General features: G+C 69.7%; 14 protein-coding genes and 1 riboswitch. Of the genes, 6 read left to right on the top strand and 8 right to left on the bottom strand.

What is annotated here, in order from left to right; all coding sequences use genetic code 11:
* Window positions 1–260 precede the first annotated feature (260 nt).
* The 4 genes from ACZ7G3_RS03800 to ACZ7G3_RS03785 form a co-directional block, all read right to left on the bottom strand.
* A complete protein-coding gene (locus tag ACZ7G3_RS03800) occupies window positions 261–1,763 on the bottom strand; it encodes a glycoside hydrolase family 3 protein (protein ID WP_470923063.1) in 1,503 nt (500 codons plus the stop codon).
* Window positions 1,764–1,771: 8 nt separating this feature from the next.
* Window positions 1,772–2,602, bottom strand: a complete 831-nt coding sequence (locus ACZ7G3_RS03795) for a carbohydrate ABC transporter permease (protein ID WP_426601008.1) — start codon at window positions 2,600–2,602, stop codon at window positions 1,772–1,774.
* The gene (locus ACZ7G3_RS03790) at window positions 2,599–3,585 is read right to left on the bottom strand and encodes a carbohydrate ABC transporter permease (RefSeq protein ID WP_426601010.1); all 987 of its coding nucleotides are present in this window, start codon (window positions 3,583–3,585) and stop codon (window positions 2,599–2,601) included. Before ACZ7G3_RS03790 ends, ACZ7G3_RS03795 begins: the two co-directional genes overlap by 4 nt.
* 88 nt (window positions 3,586–3,673) lie before the next feature.
* Window positions 3,674–4,942, bottom strand: a complete 1,269-nt coding sequence (locus ACZ7G3_RS03785) for an extracellular solute-binding protein (RefSeq protein ID WP_470923062.1) — start codon at window positions 4,940–4,942, stop codon at window positions 3,674–3,676.
* A gap of 454 nt (window positions 4,943–5,396) precedes the next feature.
* Here ACZ7G3_RS03785 and ACZ7G3_RS03780 point away from each other — a divergent pair, with 454 nt between their 5' ends.
* The 5 genes from ACZ7G3_RS03780 to ACZ7G3_RS03760 all read left to right on the top strand — a co-directional run bounded on the left by ACZ7G3_RS03780 (window position 5,397) and on the right by ACZ7G3_RS03760 (window position 12,003).
* Window positions 5,397–6,161: a GntR family transcriptional regulator gene (locus ACZ7G3_RS03780; protein ID WP_309318670.1), complete on the top strand. Its 765-nt coding sequence runs from the start codon at window positions 5,397–5,399 to the stop codon at window positions 6,159–6,161.
* 163 nt (window positions 6,162–6,324) lie between these two features.
* Window positions 6,325–6,582 carry a DUF3311 domain-containing protein gene (locus ACZ7G3_RS03775; RefSeq protein WP_351390505.1) on the top strand — a complete coding sequence of 86 codons (258 nt, stop codon included), beginning with the start codon at window positions 6,325–6,327 and terminating at the stop codon, window positions 6,580–6,582.
* Window positions 6,579–8,189, top strand: a complete 1,611-nt coding sequence (gene mctP / locus ACZ7G3_RS03770; protein WP_470923061.1) for a monocarboxylate uptake permease MctP — start codon at window positions 6,579–6,581, stop codon at window positions 8,187–8,189. The genes ACZ7G3_RS03775 and mctP overlap by 4 nt, the downstream gene beginning before the upstream one ends.
* Window positions 8,190–8,327: 138 nt before the next feature.
* Window positions 8,328–8,451, top strand: a riboswitch (cobalamin riboswitch).
* Window positions 8,452–8,575: 124 nt separating this feature from the next.
* The gene (locus tag ACZ7G3_RS03765; RefSeq protein WP_470923060.1) at window positions 8,576–10,984 is read left to right on the top strand and encodes a ribonucleoside-diphosphate reductase subunit alpha; all 2,409 of its coding nucleotides are present in this window, start codon (window positions 8,576–8,578) and stop codon (window positions 10,982–10,984) included.
* The gene (locus tag ACZ7G3_RS03760) at window positions 10,984–12,003 is read left to right on the top strand and encodes a ribonucleotide-diphosphate reductase subunit beta (RefSeq protein ID WP_470923059.1); all 1,020 of its coding nucleotides are present in this window, start codon (window positions 10,984–10,986) and stop codon (window positions 12,001–12,003) included. Before ACZ7G3_RS03765 ends, ACZ7G3_RS03760 begins: the two co-directional genes overlap by 1 nt.
* Here ACZ7G3_RS03760 and ACZ7G3_RS03755 read toward each other — a convergent pair.
* Entirely contained in the window at window positions 11,916–12,161 is a 246-nt protein-coding gene (locus ACZ7G3_RS03755; protein ID WP_470923058.1) for a hypothetical protein, read from the bottom strand. The genes ACZ7G3_RS03760 and ACZ7G3_RS03755 overlap by 88 nt on opposite strands.
* A gap of 92 nt (window positions 12,162–12,253) precedes the next feature.
* Here ACZ7G3_RS03755 and ACZ7G3_RS03750 point away from each other — a divergent pair, with 92 nt between their 5' ends.
* Window positions 12,254–13,222, top strand: coding sequence for a GlxA family transcriptional regulator (locus ACZ7G3_RS03750; protein WP_470923057.1), 969 nt, complete (start codon window positions 12,254–12,256; stop codon window positions 13,220–13,222).
* An 18-nt stretch (window positions 13,223–13,240) separates the two neighbouring features.
* Here ACZ7G3_RS03750 and ACZ7G3_RS03745 read toward each other — a convergent pair whose 3' ends face one another.
* From ACZ7G3_RS03745 to def, 3 genes are all read right to left on the bottom strand, one after another.
* Window positions 13,241–14,617 carry a bifunctional albaflavenone monooxygenase/terpene synthase gene (locus tag ACZ7G3_RS03745; protein WP_426601022.1) on the bottom strand — a complete coding sequence of 459 codons (1,377 nt, stop codon included), beginning with the start codon at window positions 14,615–14,617 and terminating at the stop codon, window positions 13,241–13,243.
* Entirely contained in the window at window positions 14,614–15,705 is a 1,092-nt protein-coding gene (cyc1, locus tag ACZ7G3_RS03740) for an epi-isozizaene synthase (protein ID WP_470923056.1), read from the bottom strand. The genes ACZ7G3_RS03745 and cyc1 overlap by 4 nt, the downstream gene beginning before the upstream one ends.
* 250 nt (window positions 15,706–15,955) lie before the next feature.
* Window positions 15,956–16,606 (bottom strand): peptide deformylase, encoded by a 651-nt coding sequence (gene def, locus ACZ7G3_RS03735; protein WP_470923055.1) that lies wholly within the window; start codon window positions 16,604–16,606, stop codon window positions 15,956–15,958.
* Between the last annotated feature and the right edge of the window lie 32 nt (window positions 16,607–16,638).

The following is a 16,638-nucleotide window of genomic DNA, read 5'->3' as shown; positions in this document are numbered from 1 at the left end:
GCGGGGGCGCCCTTCGTCGTACCGACGGGTGAGCCCGCGCGCACGAAGAAGTCCCGCTCCACGCCTCTTGGGCACCCCCGGGCCCGGCTCCGCACCTCACGGGGTGCGGCCTTCCGCGTCCCAGGCCTTCCGCGTCCCACCGCCCCCGGACCGGCCCGCCCGGCGCCCCGGGCGGCGCGGCCGGACCCCGCCCGCACCGGCCGAGGCGCCGGCTCCCGTCGAGGGACCCGGCGCCTGCGTCGTACCGGCGGGCGTACCCGCTACACCCCCGCGATGACCTCCGCCGCCGCCCGGCCGCAGACGCGGGCCGCGCCGTGGGTGGCCAGGTGGAGGGCGCCGCGGGGCTCGGCGCCGGGGACGCCCATCTCGACCACGATCGTGTCGGGGCGAGCCGCCAGCAGGATGTCGAGGGCCGCCGCCATCCAGGGGTGGCGGTGCTCGTCGCGGACCACGGCCACGACGCGGCGCGGGCCGGCCGCGGCCAGCACCTCCCTCCCGGCGTCCGGTCCGGTGAAGCTGCCGGTCTCCGTGCCGGGGAGCATGCGGAGGAGCTCGGCGGCGACGCCCCAGGGGGTCTCGTCGCCGACCGCGATGTTCGCGACGGGCGTGAGGGCGGCGACGTACGGCGGGTCGGTGAGGGGGGTGAAGCCCTCGGCGCCGGTGACCCGCACGGCGCGCCGGGCGGCACGCAGGCCCACGTCCCCGTCCCCCTGCCCGCCGGCGGCCTCCGCACCCGGGGCGTCCGTCCGGTGCGCGGTGGTCCAGCGGGCCAGGGCGCGGACGCGTTCCGCCGCGTCGGCCAGGCGCTCCTCGGGCAGCTCGCCCGAGCGGACGGCCGCGACCAGCGCGTCGCACAGCCGCCGTACGGTGTCCTCGTCGGACAGGCCGCCGCCCACGCAGATGGCGTCGGCGCCGGCCGCGACCGCCAGGACGCTGCCGCGTTCGATGCCGTAGGTGCCCGCGATGGCCCGCATCTCCATGCCGTCGGTGACGATCAGGCCGTCGAAGCCCAGTTCGCCGCGGAGCAGGTCGGTCAGGATGCGGTGGGACAACGTTGCCGGTCGGTCCGGGTCCAGGGCCGGAACCAGGATGTGGGCGCTCATCACCGCGCGGCTGCCGGCGGCGATGGCCGCGCGGAACGGGACCAGGTCACGCTCGGCCAGCACCGCGGCGTCCACGTCGATGCGCGGCATGGCGTGGTGGGAGTCGACGGCCGTGTCCCCGTGGCCCGGGAAGTGCTTGGTGCAGGCGGCCACGCCCGCCGACTGCATGCCGGTGACGTAGGCGGCGGTGTGCCGGGCGACCAGGTCGGTGGCGGCGCCGAAGGAGCGCACGCCGATGACCGGGTTGTCCGGGTTGGAGTTGACGTCGGCGGACGGGGCCCAGTTGAGGTTGACGCCGCAGGCCGCGAGCCGGCGGCCCAGTTCCGCGGCCACCTCCCGGGTGAGCCCGACGTCGTCCACCGCGCCGAGGGCGAGGTTGCCGGGGAAGGAGGAGCCGGTGCGCACCTCCAGCCGGGTGACGTCGCCGCTCTCCTCGTCGATGGCGACGAGGACGTCCTCGCGTTCGGCGCGCAGCTGCGCGGTCAGCGCGGCCAGCTGCTCGGCCGAGGCGATGTTGCGTCCGAACAGGCCGACGGAGGCCAGGCCCTCGCCGAGGCGGCGCAGCAGCCAGTCGGGGGCGGTGGTGCCGGTGAATCCGGGTTGGAGGACGGTGAGCGCGTCGCGCGTGAGGGTGTCGGTTGCCCTGGCGATGGTCGTCATCGGTCGCGTTATCCCTTCACTGCGCCGGCGGTCAGGCCGCTGACGGCCTTGCGCTGCAGGAAGACGAAGAGGATCAGGATCGGGATGGCGAAGAGCGAGGAGGCGGCCATGGTCGCGCCCCAGTTGTCGCCGAAGACGGTCTGGAAGCTGGTCAGCCACAGCGGCAGGGTCTGGGACTCGGCCTCCTTGTTGACGACCAGGATGAGGGGCAGTTCGTTCCAGGCGGTGATGAAGCCGAACATCGAGGTGGACATCAGCCCCGGGGCGAGCAGCGGCAGGATGACCCGGCGGAACGCCTGGCCGCGGGTGCAGCCGTCGACCAGCGCGGACTCCTCCAGTTCCCTCGGCACGGCGGCGACGAAGCCGCGCAGCGTCAGGATGGTGAAGGGCAGGATCATCATCATGTAGAAGAGGGTGAGCGGCACCAGGCTGTTCAGCATCGACGCGTCGCGCACGATCATGTAGATCGCGATGACCATGACTTCCCAGGGCGCCATCTGGGCGAGCATGAAGCCGACGATGAAGCCCCGCCGCCCCCGGAACCGCATCCGTGCCAGGGCGAACGCCCCGGCCAGCGCGATGACCATCGAGAAGACGACCGCGCAGACGGTGACGATGAACGAGTTGCCGACGTACGTCCAGAAGTGGTCGGCGTTGACCGCGGTCCTGAAGTGCTCGAAGGTGACGTCGGTCGGGAACCAGACCGGGTCCTCCGAGATGATGTCACCGGTCGGCTTGAAGGCCGTGGCGAACATCCAGTAGACGGGGAAGACGAGGCCGATGAACAGGACGACGGCCGTGACGTTGGGCCACAGGCGGCCGAAGAGCGAGCGCTTCACAGCTCGTCCTCCTCTTGCTTGAGCACGATCCTGAGGTAGTAGGCGGTCAGGCCGAGCAGGATCAGGATGGTCAGGACGGCGATCGCCGCGCCCATGCCGTAGTGCTGGTTGCCGACGCCCTCGATGTAGGCGTAGACGGGCAGGATCTCGGTGAGACGGTCCGGGCCGCCGCCGTTGAACGTGTAGACCTGGACGAACGCCTTGAAGATCCAGATGATCTCCAGGAAGGTCGTGGCGTAGAGGAACGGCCGCAGGACCGGCAGGGTGACCGTGGTGAAGCTGCGCCAGGCGCCGGCTCCGTCGAGGGAGGCGGCCTCGTACAGCTCGGCGGAGATGGTGGTGGTCGCCGCGTACAGGTTGATCGCGACGAACGGGACGGACATCCAGACGATGAGCACGGTGACGACGAAGAAGGTCGACATCTGGCTGCCGGTCCAGCTGTAGTCGGCCATGGAGTGCCAGCCGAGCTTGTCCAGGACCCAGTTGACGACGCCGAAGCGCTGGGCGAAGAGCCACTGGTAGACGGTGGTCGCGGCGACCACCGGCATGGCCCACGCCAGCACCAGGCCGATCAGCAGCACGAGCCGCATCACCCTGCCGAGGCGGGCGAGCAGCAGACCGATCAGGGCACCCACCAGCATGGTGAGGGCGACGTTGACCGCGGTGAAGAGGATCGAGCGGACGGTGACCCGCCAGAAGTCCTCGCTGGTGAGGACCTCCTTGTAGTTGTCGAGGCCGTTCCACTCGGTGACGTGCTGGATCAGCTGCGTCATGTTGAGGTTCTGGAAGGACAGCAGGGCGTCCTTCAGCAGCGGCCAGCCGAGCAGCAGCACGGTGGCCGCGCAGGCGGGCAGCAGCAACAGGTACGGGGTGAGCGCGCCGGCGCGCGACGCGGCTCTCTGTTTCGGCCCGCCGGCCTCCCCGCCGTCCGCCTTGCGGACGTCCGCCGGGCCTGAGGGCGGCCGTTCGGTCTGCACGGTCATGCTCGCGGTCTCTCTCTTCTCGACCTGTTCACCTCGACGCCGGGGGGGGGGCCGCCGTGTGCCGGCCCCCCCCCCGGCTCACCCGGTGCTACTGCTGCTGCGCCAGGCGCTCGTTGAACTCGCCCTCGACCTGCTCGGCGGCCTCGGCCGGCGACTTGCCCTTCAGCACGGCCGTCAGATACGTCTTGATCGGGTTGGGGTCGTTCTCGACCGCGGCCCACTCCGGGATCAGCGGCGTGGTGTCACCGAACTTCGTGGCCGGCGCGGCGGCCTCGGCGGCGGCGTTGCCCTGCAGGTTGGTCTGCAGCGACTCCTTGTTGGGGATGACGCCGTTGGCCTTGGCCAGCGCACCCTCGTACTTGTCGGACAGCGCGAGCTTCAGGAACTCCTTGGCCAGTTCCTGCTTCTTGCTGCCCGCGGCGACGGCCAGGTTGGAGCCGCCGAGGAAGACGCCCTCGGGCTTGTCGGCCGTGGCGCCCGGGATGGTGAAGTAGCCGAGGTCCTTCTCGATCGCCGGGTTGGTGGTGATCGCCGTGGCGCCCTCCCAGCCCATGCCGATGAAGGCGCCGGTCTTGCCCTTGGCGAAGATCTCGCCCTGCTGCGGGGTGGCCTCGTCCTTGTCCTTGGGCGCCTTGGACAGGGCCTGGAACTTCTTGTAGGTCTCGGTGGCGGCGGCGATCTTCGGGTCGCCGAGGTTGGAGACGTACTTGTCGCCGTCCTTCTTGACCAGCTCGCCGCCCTCGCCGATGACCAGGCCCACGAAGTGGTACCAGTTCTGGCCGGGCAGGTAGATCGGCTCGGCGTCGGTCTTCTCGCCGATCGTCTTGAGGGCGTTGTAGAACTCGTCGCGGGTCTTGGGCGTGCCCTTGATGCCCGCGTCCGCCCAGATCTTCTTGTTGTAGACGACCACGCGGTTGACCACGAACCACGGGGCCGCGTACTGCTTGCCGTCGAAGACGGCGGACTTGTTGAGGGACTCGGACCAGTCGGTGCCGATCTCGCTCTTGAGGTCGCTCAGGTCCGCCAGTCCGCCGGTCTTGGCGTAGGCGGGGGTCTGGGTGTTGCCGATCTCGAAGACGTCGGGCGGGTTCTCCTCGGAGAGAGCGGTGGTCAGCTTCTGCTGGATGCCGTTCCACTTCTGGATCTCGAACTTGACCTTGGCCTTGGTCTTCGCCTCGAACTCCTTGGCGAGGTCCGCCTGCCAGCCGTCGGGCGAGGAACCGTCCATCACCCACACGTTGAGCGTCTCGCCGGCGTAACCGTCCGCCCCGGTCTCCTTGCCGTCGTCGCCCCCGCACGCCGCGATCGAGACCATCATGCCCGCGATACCGATCGCGGCTGTCAGCTTGCGCTTCACGCCAACCCTCCTCAGGGATGCCACACAACCCCCCTGCCTCCCCGCGGTTGCTCGTCGACGCGGACCGCCCATGGGGCCGGGACCTGGACCAATGGTGTAGACCAGTACGGGGAGCTTGGCCCAGACCAATAGGGCTGTCAAGGGTGTTCAACCACGGCCCCCTCGTCCGTGATGCGACCGAGATATGCAGGGACCTTTCATTGCGCAACGGGCAGATCGGGCGGACCGGGACCGGGCGTACCACCGCCCGCCCAATGACGTGCCGGTACGGGCCCGAACGCGCGTACCAGTGGCTCCGGGTGACGCTATGGACTAGACCAGCAGGGGCCGCGCGGGTATACAGAAGGGATCACGGAGCGTGCGGGACCACACCGGCACGAAGCCGTGCCACGATGTGAGCCGTGGCCGACAGGGATATCGGTCGCTTCGGCACCCGGAGCCGGGAAGGCAGAGCATGAGCACCGACGTCAGCAGTGCGGAGAACGAGGGTGGGGCGACCGTCCGTACCGCGCGCGTGCCCAAGTACTACCGTCTGAAGAAGCATCTGCTCGACATGACCCGGACGCAGACTCCGGGCACGCCGGTCCCGCCCGAGCGCACGCTGGCCGCGGAGTTCGACACCTCGCGCACGACCGTGCGCCAGGCCCTGCAGGAACTGGTCGTCGAAGGCCGGCTGGAGCGCATCCAGGGCAAGGGCACCTTCGTCGCCAAGCCAAAGGTGTCGCAGGCCCTGCAACTCACCTCGTACACCGAGGACATGCGGGCCCAGGGCCTCGAACCCACCTCGCAGCTGCTGGACATCGGCTACATCACCGCCGACGACCGGCTCGCCGGACTGCTGGACATCACGGCCGGCGGGCGGGTGCTGCGCATCGAGCGGCTGCGCATGGCCAACGGCGAGCCGATGGCCATCGAGACCACCCACCTGAGCGCCAAGCGCTTCCCGGCCCTGCGCCGCTCCCTGGTGAAGTACACGTCCCTCTACACGGCCCTCGCCGAGGTGTACGACGTCCATCTCGCCGAGGCCGAGGAGACCATCGAGACCTCGCTGGCCACGCCGCGCGAGGCCGGCCTGCTCGGCACCGACGTCGGCCTGCCCATGCTGATGCTCTCCCGGCACTCGCAGGACCGGACGGGCCAGCCGGTGGAGTGGGTGCGCTCGGTGTACCGGGGCGACCGCTACAAGTTCGTGGCCCGGCTGAAGCGGCCCCGGGACTGAGCACGGCCCGGCCCCGGGGCGTATCCGGCGAACCCCCGCACGCGCGGCGGCGACGTTGCGGTTGAGGACCGATATGCGGACGAGGTCTTCCGCTGTCCTGACGCCGTCCCCTACATTTCGTGCGCACTGCACGAGGTGATCAGCGAGGGGACGGAGCCACCGCATGTCACAAGCCCCGGAAGTGAGCAGAGGGCCGACGGTGACGCCGGTGCGCGTCGTCATCGGCCTCTGCCTTGCCGCACCGTTCGTCGCCATGCTGTGGGTCGGTTCGTACGCGAAGACGGACCCGGCCTTCATCGGCATCCCGTTCTTCTACTGGTACCAGATGGCGTGGGTGATCGTCTCCACCGTGCTCACGGTGATCGCCTACAAGCTGTGGCAGCGTGACCAGCGCGCCCGCCGGGAAGGCGGGGCCAAGTGAACGACGGCGTGAACGGCGTCGCACTCGCCGTCTTCATCTTCTTCTTCGTCCTCGTCACCGCCATGGGCTTCCTGGCCGCCCGCTGGCGCCGGGCCGCGAACGACCAGAGCCTCGACGAGTGGGGCCTCGGCGGCCGCTCGTTCGGCACCTGGGTCACCTGGTTCCTGCTGGGCGGCGACCTGTACACCGCGTACACCTTCGTGGCCGTACCGGCGGCGATCTACGCGGCGGGCGCGGCCGGCTTCTTCGCGGTGCCCTACACGATCCTGGTCTACCCGCTGATCTTCACCTTCCTGCCGCGGCTGTGGTCGGTCTCCCACAAGCACGGGTACGTGACGACCTCGGACTTCGTCCGCGGCCGGTTCGGCTCGAAGGGGCTGTCGCTGGCGGTCGCCTTGACGGGCATCCTGGCCACGATGCCGTACATCGCGCTCCAGCTGGTCGGCATCCAGGCCGTGCTGGACGTGATGGGCGTCGGCGGCGGCGAGGACACCAACTGGTTCGTCAAGGACCTGCCCCTGCTGATCGCCTTCGGCGTGCTGGCGGCGTACACCTACTCGTCGGGGCTGCGCGCGCCCGCGCTGATCGCCTTCGTGAAGGACACGCTGATCTACATCGTGATCGCGGTGGCGATCATCTACATCCCGATCAAGCTGGGCGGCTTCGACGACATCTTCGCCGCGGCGGGCGACAAGTTCACCGAGTCGGGCAACGGCGGGCTGGTGCCGGACCACGGCGGCCAGTGGACGTACGCCACCCTGGCACTCGGCTCGGCGCTCGCGCTCTTCATGTACCCGCACTCGATCACCGCCACGCTGTCCTCGCGCAGCCGCGAGGTGATCCGCCGCAACACCACGATCCTGCCCCTGTACTCGCTGATGCTCGGTCTGCTCGCGCTGCTGGGCTTCATGGCGATCGCGGCCGGGGTCAAGGTGGAGAACGGCCAGCTGGCGATCCCGCAGCTGTTCGAGAACATGTTCCCGGACTGGTTCGCAGGCGTGGCCTTCGCGGCGATCGGTATCGGCGCGCTGGTCCCGGCGGCGATCATGTCGATCGCGGCCGCGAACCTCTTCACCCGCAACATCTACAAGGACTTCATCAAGCCGGACGCCACCCCGGCGCAGGAGACGAAGGTCTCCAAGCTGGTCTCCCTGCTGGTGAAGGTGGGCGCGCTGGTCTTCGTCCTCGGCATGGACAAGACGGTCGCGATCAACTTCCAGCTGCTCGGCGGCATCTGGATCCTGCAGACCTTCCCGGCCCTGGTCGGCGGCCTGTTCACCCGCTGGTTCCACCGCTGGGCGCTGCTCGGCGGCTGGGCGGTCGGCATGGTCTACGGCACGGTCGCCGCGTACGGTGTCGCCTCGCCGACGCAGAAGCACTTCGGCGGCTCCTCCGACGAGATCCCCGGCATCGGCGAGATCGGCTACATCGGCCTCACCGCCTTCGTGCTGAACGTCCTGGTCACCGTCGTCCTGACCTTCGTCCTGCGGGCGGCCAAGGCGCCCGACGGCGTCGACGAGACCAAGCCGGGCGACTACACGGCGGACGCGGGCGACCCCGGCGTCCAGGTGGAACTGCCGCCGGCCACGGCGGGCACCTCGCACTGACCCCTGGCACGCGTCGGGCCGTCGGAGAGATCCGGCGGCCCGTTGCCGTACGCGGCGGCGGAGCACGACCACGCGCTGACGTCCGGCACGGGATCGGCACTACATCTGGGGGTGCTCGCGGAACACGGCACAAGATGTATGCTCATGCTCGCTGTCGCCGCAGGGGAATCCGGTGCGAATCCGGAACTGTCCCGCAACGGTGTACTCGTGTGCGTCTGTACACGAGTCGAGTCCGAGGACCTGCCGACAGTGCGCCCGGCCGTCCCGGTCCGGGTGCCATGACGTCCGGGCCTCGTGGAGTGGGCCGGTGGACGCGACGCCGTGTGCGCTCGTGAGCTGCCCCCTGCCCTCCGCCAGGCCCCGTGCCGAGCGAGGGAGTGCCCCACGTGACCATCGCGCCAGCCGACCCGGTTTCAGCGACCCCGGTGACGCCTTCAGCGACCTCAGCGGCTCCGGTACCCGGAGTGACCGAGGAACCCGGCAACCCGGGTGCCGTCCTGCTGCGGACCCTGACCGGGCTGACCGCCGACCTCCCCGACGCCGACCCCGGCCGGGTCGCCGCCGCCGCACTGCGCGGCCGGTCCGCCCGCGCGGACGAGGCCGAGCTCCGCGAACTCGCCACCGAGGCGGCTGCCGGGCTCATCTCGGAGGACCCGGTCTACTCCCGGCTGGCCGCCCGGCTGCTGACCATCGGCATCCGCGCCGAGGCCGCCTCCCAGGGCGTCACCTCCTTCACCGAGTCGGTCGCCACCGGCCACCGCGAGGGCCTGATCGCCGACCGCACCGCCGAGTTCGTCCGACTGCACGCGGACCGGCTGGACGCGCTGATCGACCCGGCCGCCGACGACCGCTTCGGCTACTTCGGGCTGCGCACCCTGTACAGCCGCTACCTGCTCCGGCACCCGATCACCCGCAAGGCCGTCGAGACGCCCCAGCACTTCCTGCTGCGCGTCGCCGCCGGGCTCGCCGAGGACGACACCGTACGGTCCGTCGACGAAGTGGCCGCCCTCTACGGGCTGATGAGCCACCTCGACTACCTGCCCTCCTCCCCCACCCTGTTCAACTCCGGCACCCGGCACGCCCAGATGTCGTCCTGCTACCTCCTCGACTCCCCCAAGGACGAGCTGGACTCCCTCTACGACCGCCTCCACCAGGTCGCCCGCCTGTCCAAGCACGCCGGCGGCATCGGCATCGCCTACTCCCGCGTCCGCGCCCGGGGTTCACTGATCCGCGGCACCAACGGGCACTCCAACGGCATCGTCCCGTTCCTGAAGACGCTGGACGCCTCGGTCGCCGCCGTGAACCAGGGCGGCCGGCGCAAGGGCGCGGCGGCGGTCTACCTGGAGACCTGGCACGCGGACATCGAGGAGTTCCTGGAACTGCGGGACAACACCGGCGAGGACGCCCGCCGCACCCACAACCTGAACCTGGCGCACTGGATCCCCGACGAGTTCATGCGCCGGGTGGACGCCGACGGGCCGTGGTCGCTGTTCTCCCCCGCCGACGTGCCCGGGCTGACCGACCTGTGGGGCGAGGAGTTCGACGCCGCCTACCGCAGGGCCGAAGCCGCGGGGCTCGCCCGCAGGACGCTGCCCGCCCGCGAGCTGTACGGCCGCATGATGCGCACCCTCGCGCAGACCGGCAACGGCTGGATGACCTTCAAGGACACCGCCAACCGCACCGCCAACCAGACCGCCGAGCCGGGCCACGTCGTCCACTCCTCCAACCTCTGCACGGAGATCCTGGAGGTCACCGACGACGGGGAGACCGCGGTCTGCAACCTGGGCTCGGTCAACCTCGGCGCGTTCGTCGACCGGGAGGCCGGCGACATCGACTGGGAGCGGCTGGACGCCACCGTCCGCACCGCTGTCACCTTCCTCGACCGGGTCGTGGACATCAACTTCTACCCGACCGAGCAGGCGGGCCGCTCCAACGCCCGCTGGCGCCCGGTCGGCCTCGGCGCGATGGGCCTCCAGGACGTCTTCTTCCAACTGCGTCTGCCCTTCGACTCACCCGAGGCGAAGGCCCTGTCCACCCGCATCGCCGAGCGGGTCATGCTCGCCGCGTACGAGACCTCCGCCGGCCTCGCCGAACGCCACGGCCCGCTGCCCGCCTGGGAGAAGACCCGCACCGCCCGGGGCGTGCTGCACCCCGACCACTACGGCGTCGAGCACACCTGGCCGGAGCGCTGGTCGGCCCTGCGCGAGCGCATCGCCGCGACCGGCCTGCGCAACTCCCTGCTCCTCGCGATCGCGCCGACGGCGACCATCGCCTCCATCGTGGGCGCCTACGAGTGCATCGAGCCGCAGGTGTCCAACCTGTTCAAGCGCGAGACGCTGTCGGGCGAGTTCCTCCAGGTCAACTCCTACCTGGTGGACGACCTCAAGCGGCTCGGGGTGTGGGACGCCCGCACCCGCGAGGCGCTGCGCGAGGCCAACGGCTCGGTGCAGGGCTTCACCTGGATCCCCGAGGACGTCCGCGCGCTGTACCGCACCGCCTGGGAGATCCCGCAGCGCGGCCTGATCGACATGGCCGCCGCCCGCACCCCGTACCTCGACCAGGCGCAGTCACTGAACCTGTTCCTGGAGACGCCGACCATCGGAAAGCTCTCCTCGATGTACGCGTACGCCTGGAAGCGGGGCCTGAAGACCACGTACTACCTGCGCTCCCGCCCGGCGACCCGCATCGCCCGCGCCGCCGGCGCCCAAGCCACCGCCCCCGTGCGGCAGACCCCCGACCCCGACGCGGTCGCCTGCTCCCTGGAAAACCCCGAGTCCTGCGAGGCCTGCCAGTAATGACCACCGAGACCACCACCAAGAACCTGCTCGACCCGGGCTTCGAGCTGACCCTGCGCCCCATGCGCTACCCGGATTTCTACGAGCGCTACCGGGACGCCATCAAGAACACCTGGCACGTCGAGGAGGTCGACCTCCACTCGGACGTCGCCGACCTCGCGAAGCTGAGCCCGGAGGAGCAGCACCTGATCGGCCGGCTGGTGGCCTTCTTCGCCACCGGCGACTCGATCGTCGCGAACAACCTGGTGCTCACCCTCTACAAGCACATCAACTCCCCCGAGGCGCGGCTGTACCTGTCCCGCCAGCTCTTCGAGGAGGCCGTGCACGTCCAGTTCTATCTGACGCTGCTGGACACCTACCTGCCCGACCCGGAGGACCGCGCCGCGGCCTTCGCGGCCGTGGAGAACATCCCGTCCATCCGGGAGAAGGCGGAGTTCTGCTTCACGTGGATGGACTCGGTCGAGTCGATCGACCGCCTGGAGACCAAGGCCGACCGCCGCCGCTTCCTGCTCAACCTCATCTGCTTCGCGGCGTGCATCGAGGGCCTGTTCTTCTACGGCGCCTTCGCCTACGTCTACTGGTTCCGCAGCCGGGGCCTGCTGCACGGCCTGGCCACCGGCACCAACTGGGTGTTCCGGGACGAGACGATGCACATGTCCTTCGCCTTCGACGTGGTCGACACCGTGCGCAAGGAGGAGCCGGAGCTCTTCGACGACGCACTCCAGCAGCAGGTCACCGACATGCTGCGGGAGGCCGTCGAGGCCGAGCTGCAGTTCGCGCGCGACCTGTGCGGTGACGGCCTCCCGGGCATGAACACCGACTCGATGCGGCAGTACCTGGAGTGCGTGGCCGACCAGCGCCTGACGCGGCTCGGCTTCGCCCCGGTGTACGGCTCCGAGAACCCCTTCTCCTTCATGGAGCTGCAGGGCGTTCAGGAGCTGACCAACTTCTTCGAGCGGCGCCCCTCGGCGTACCAGGTGGCAGTGGAGGGCACCGTCGACCTGGACGAGGACTTCTGAGTCTCCTTCCCCGCCCCCTCGCCCGCCCGGGCCTCCCTGAGCTGACGGTCGACGCGCTTCTCGCGCACGATGCCGATCACCGAGGGGAGGACCATGAGGACGAGGAGTCCGAAGGTCACGAGCATTCCGATCAGGGCTTCTGTCTGGTTTCCGGTCATGACACCACTGTCCTGCCGGAGACTCCTTACCGTGAGTGGCAGGACTGCCGTAGGACCTCGATTTCCTGCCACTTCCGCGGCACACTGGCGGCATGCTGCAGAACGTGGCCGCGGTCCTGCTGGACGGCGCGCATCCCTTCGAACTGGGCGTCGTCTGCGAGGTCTTCGGCATCGACCGGACCGACGAGGGCCTGCCGAAGTACGACTTCGCGGTGGTGTCGGCGGAGGGCCCGTCGCTGAGCACCCATGTCGGCGGGCTCTCCGTCTCCACGCCGTACGGACTGGACCGGCTGGAGGAGGCCGACCTGATCGCCGTGCCGGCGGGCAGCGACTACGCGCGCCGGGAGTACCCGGCCGAGCTGCTGGACGCCCTGCGGCGGGCGGTGGACCGGGGCGCGCGCGTGCTGAGCGTGTGTTCCGGGGTGTTCGTGCTGGGCGCCGCCGGTCTGCTGGACGGACGGCGGTGCGCGGTGCACTGGCACCACGCGGCCGAGCTGGCCCGGCAGTACCCGACGGTGGCCGTCTCGCCGGACGTGCTCTACGTGGACGAGGACCCGGTGATCACCAGTGCCGGCACCGCCGCGGGCATCGACGCCTGTCTGCACATCGTGCGCAAGGAGCAGGGCCCGGAGGTCGCCAACCGGATCGCCCGGCGGATGGTCGTACCGCCGCACCGGGACGGCGGTCAGGCGCAGTACATCGAGCGGCCGCTGCCCCGCTCCTCCTGCGACACCGTCGGCGAGGTGCTGGCCTGGATGGAACAGCACCTCGACGAGGAGGTCACCGTCGAGCGGCTCGCGGCGCGGGCGCACATGTCCCCGCGCACCTTCGCCCGCCGCTTCCAGCAGGAGACGGGTACGACTCCCTACCGCTGGATCCTGCGCCAGCGCGTGCTGCTGGCCCAGCGGCTGCTGGAGGCGACGGACGAGACGATGGACGCGATCGCGTGGCGCACCGGCTTCGGTACGGCGGCGGCCCTGCGGCACCAGTTCGTCAGGGCCCTGGGCACCACTCCGCACGCCTACCGGCGCACCTTCCGGGGCCCGGAGGCCGTCGCCTGAGCCGCCACGCCGCGCCGCTCACCGCGCCACTGGCCTGACCAGCAGATCCTGCGGACGGAGCGTGATGCCCACCCGGACCGCGTCGTTCGAGCCCGCCACCTGCTCGAAGCGGTACTTCGCGGCGAGCGCCGCCGTGATCAGCGTCAGCTGCGCCATGGAGAAGTGGTCGCTGGGGCACTTGCGGTTGCCCACGCTGAACGGCTTCATGGCGTACTTCGGCACGTCCGTCGCGCGTTCCGGGAGCCAGCGGTCCGGGTCGAACGCCAGGTTGTCGGCGTACGACTTGGGGTCGCGCTGGATTGCGTATGGGCTGTAGATGATGTCCGACCCGGCCGGAATGCGATAGCCACCGAGTTCGGTCTCGACCACGGCGCGCCGCGTCAATACCCATACGGCGGGACGCAAACGCATGGCCTCCATGATGACATTGCCGGTGTGCGTGAGCCCCCGGACATCCTCGAATGCCACGGGACGTCCGCCGGTGACCGTTTCGACTTCATCGCGTATGCGGTCGGCATGTTCCGGATGCTCGGCAAGTGCCTGCAGCAACCACATGATCGTGGAGGCGATGGTTTCACTGCCGGGGGTGAGTATCGCGACCACCTGGTCGTGGATCTCCTGTTCCCCGATCGGGTCGCCGTTGTCGTCCTTCGCCTCCAGTAATGCCGTCAGCAAATCGTCCGGCTTTTGACCGGATGCGCGGCGCTCGGCGATGATCTCGTCGACCAGGAGATGCAAATCGGCCAGCGCGTTGTTGAATTTGCGGTTGGCCGGCAGCGGCAGCCGGTAGAGCGGGCCCAGCGGGACCACCATCCGCCGGTACATGCCCCGGAAGACGGTGGCGAGCGCGACGCACAGCCGCTCGGCCCGCTCGTCCATGTACTGGCCGCGCAGCAGGCAGCGGGCCGCGACGCGCACGGCGACGCGGAAGGACTCGGAGGTGGCGTCGACGGTCCGTCCCGGCTGCCAGCGCTCGGTGAGCGCGTGCGCCTCCTCCTCCATGATCGGTCCGTAGGCGGGGATCGCGTCGAGCCTGAACGCCGGCTGGATGGTGCGCCGCTGGCGGCGGTGGAGCGGGCCGTTGGCGGTCGCCACGCCCTCCTTGCCGAGCAGGCCCTCCAGTGACTCCCACAGCGGGCCGGCTATGTGGTAGTCGGGGCTCAGGGCCAGGGCGCCGGTGAGCTCCGGGGTGGTGACCGCGTAGACGGTCTTCGGGCCGAGCCTGATGCGCACGATGTCGCCGTGTTCGCGCAGCTGGGACATGTAGGCCAGCGGGTCGCGGGCCAGCTTCCAGCCGTGGCCGAGGAGCGGGACACCGCCACCCGCCACGGGCGGCACGCGCAGCTCCGGTGTCGCTGCGGAGCGGGTTTCGGGGTTGACTGACTCGACGGTCATTTCTCACCTGCCGCTTCGTTGTTGACGTACGGGGGTGTGGAGCGGTCGTCCCAGCTGTCGACCATGTACCGGCCGGACTCGTGGTGGAACCAGTAGACGGAACTGAACCAGTTCCGCATATTGCCGACGCAGGCCCTGACGGCGCCGCTCAGTTCCTTTCCGCGCACGGTGCCGTCGTCGAGTCCGTCGGCGAACCGTAACGCATCCTGTTCTACGGCGAGGAATTCCGTTACGCATTCCTCGACGCGTCGCCGGACTTCTGCGATTGCTTCTTCCAGGGTCAGTCCTTCATGGGCGACAAGACTGATTCCGAGATTATGGACCTCGTCGCCCGCTATTTCTTTCGGGAGTGAGCAGAGGTCGTTGTACCAGGCGGCGAATTCCTGGCTCAGCAGCGCTGCCCGGCGATATGCCGGATGCTTCCGGACGGAGTCCGGAAGTTCACAGCCCGCGCTCGGCTCCAGCAGGTCGGTCCAGATCCAGTGGGCGAACGTGAGCCGGCGCAGTGCGAGGTACTCCTCGACGCCGGGCACGATCCCGCGGGTGCGGTTGTGGAACTCGCGGTCGTACGCCTCGATCACCGCGTGGAAGTGCCGGGCGAAGCGGGCGTTCCACGTCGCCGGAGGCGGCAGGAAGGCGTACAGCCGGCGCACACTGTCCGCGAACCCCGCGACCAGCGTGTCCTCGTGGTGCAGGTGGTCCTCCGGTGAGTCGAGTGCCGTGTGCAGCTGGTCCCGCAGTCGCCGCCAGGCGGCCGGCCGGCCGTGGACGATGTCCCGGTCGTGCCGGTCGTCCCAGACGAAGAACCAGGCGCTGTAGTCCGCTATCGCCTGCATGACCTCGTCCGGGGCGCCCAGGTAGTACCCCGCCATGAGGTCCGTGTAGCACAGGCCATCGGCATATTCCTCGACCTTGTCCGCCGGCATGAGCCGTTTTTCCAGCAGCCAGGTCCGGGTGTTCTCCTGGAGCTTCGGCCAATACGGGTGCAGTTGCCGGGGAAATGCCGCCTCGATCACCGGAAGGCGCAGCGATGGCGGTACTGCGATCGCGGTCGGTGTCGCTGTGGTGCCGTGTGAGAAAGCATGCACGAACAAACCCCTCTCAGCCGCCGGTGGCGCACCCCTCTCGCTGAGCGGGACGTGCGCCGTTGCGTATCCCCGCAGTTCCTATTCAGCACCACAACTGACCGCTGTGGGAACGGATTTGCCTCATTCGCCACCCCCCGGTGCCGGAATTCTCCTGGTGTGTGGCAGGTTCCGGCATACGAACGGCGCCCGCTCGGGGTGAGACCCGAACGGGCGCCGTGCGCACGGTGGATGTGTGACCGGTGGTGCGGTGTCAGTCGTTCGCGACCACGGGGTACCGCGGCTCGTTCTCGGCCATCTGCCGCAGCGCGTCCTTGCGTTCCCGCTTGGAGAGCCGGTCGATGTAGAGGTACCCGTACAGGTGGTCCGTCTCGTGCTGCAAACACCGTGCGAAGTAGCCGGTGCCGCGCACCCTGACCGGGTTGCCCTTCTCGTCCTGCCCGGTGACCTCGGCGTAGTCGGGGCGGGCGAGCGGCGCGTAGGCGGTCGGCACGGACAGGCAGCCCTCGTTGCTGTCGTCCAGCCTGCGCCGGTCGGCGGGCAGTTCGACGAGGACGGGGTTGCAGACCACGCCGACGTGGCGGACGCCCTCGTCGTCGGGGCAGTCGTAGACGAAGACCTTCTTGCCGACGCCGATCTGGTTGGCGGCCAGGCCCACGCCCTCGGCGGTGCGCTGGCTGGCGAACATGTCCGCGACCAGTTGCTGGAACTCCTCGCCGAAGTCGGTGACGTCCGCGCACTCCTTGTGCAGCACCGGGTTGCCGACCACCGTGATCGGACGCGAGGTGCCGCGTTCGCGCCAGGCCGCCTCGCGCTCCTCGCAGTCCTCGGTGTCGACGACGAACCCCTCGTCGTCCACGGGGAGCACGCCCGCGTGCTGCTGATCGGTGTCCTGCTGGGCCATGACCGACGTATGCCTTCCTCGAACAACTAAGG

The organism is Streptomyces sp. NPDC037271 (assembly GCF_055603605.1).
This window is presented reverse-complemented; position numbering and strand designations above follow the sequence as displayed.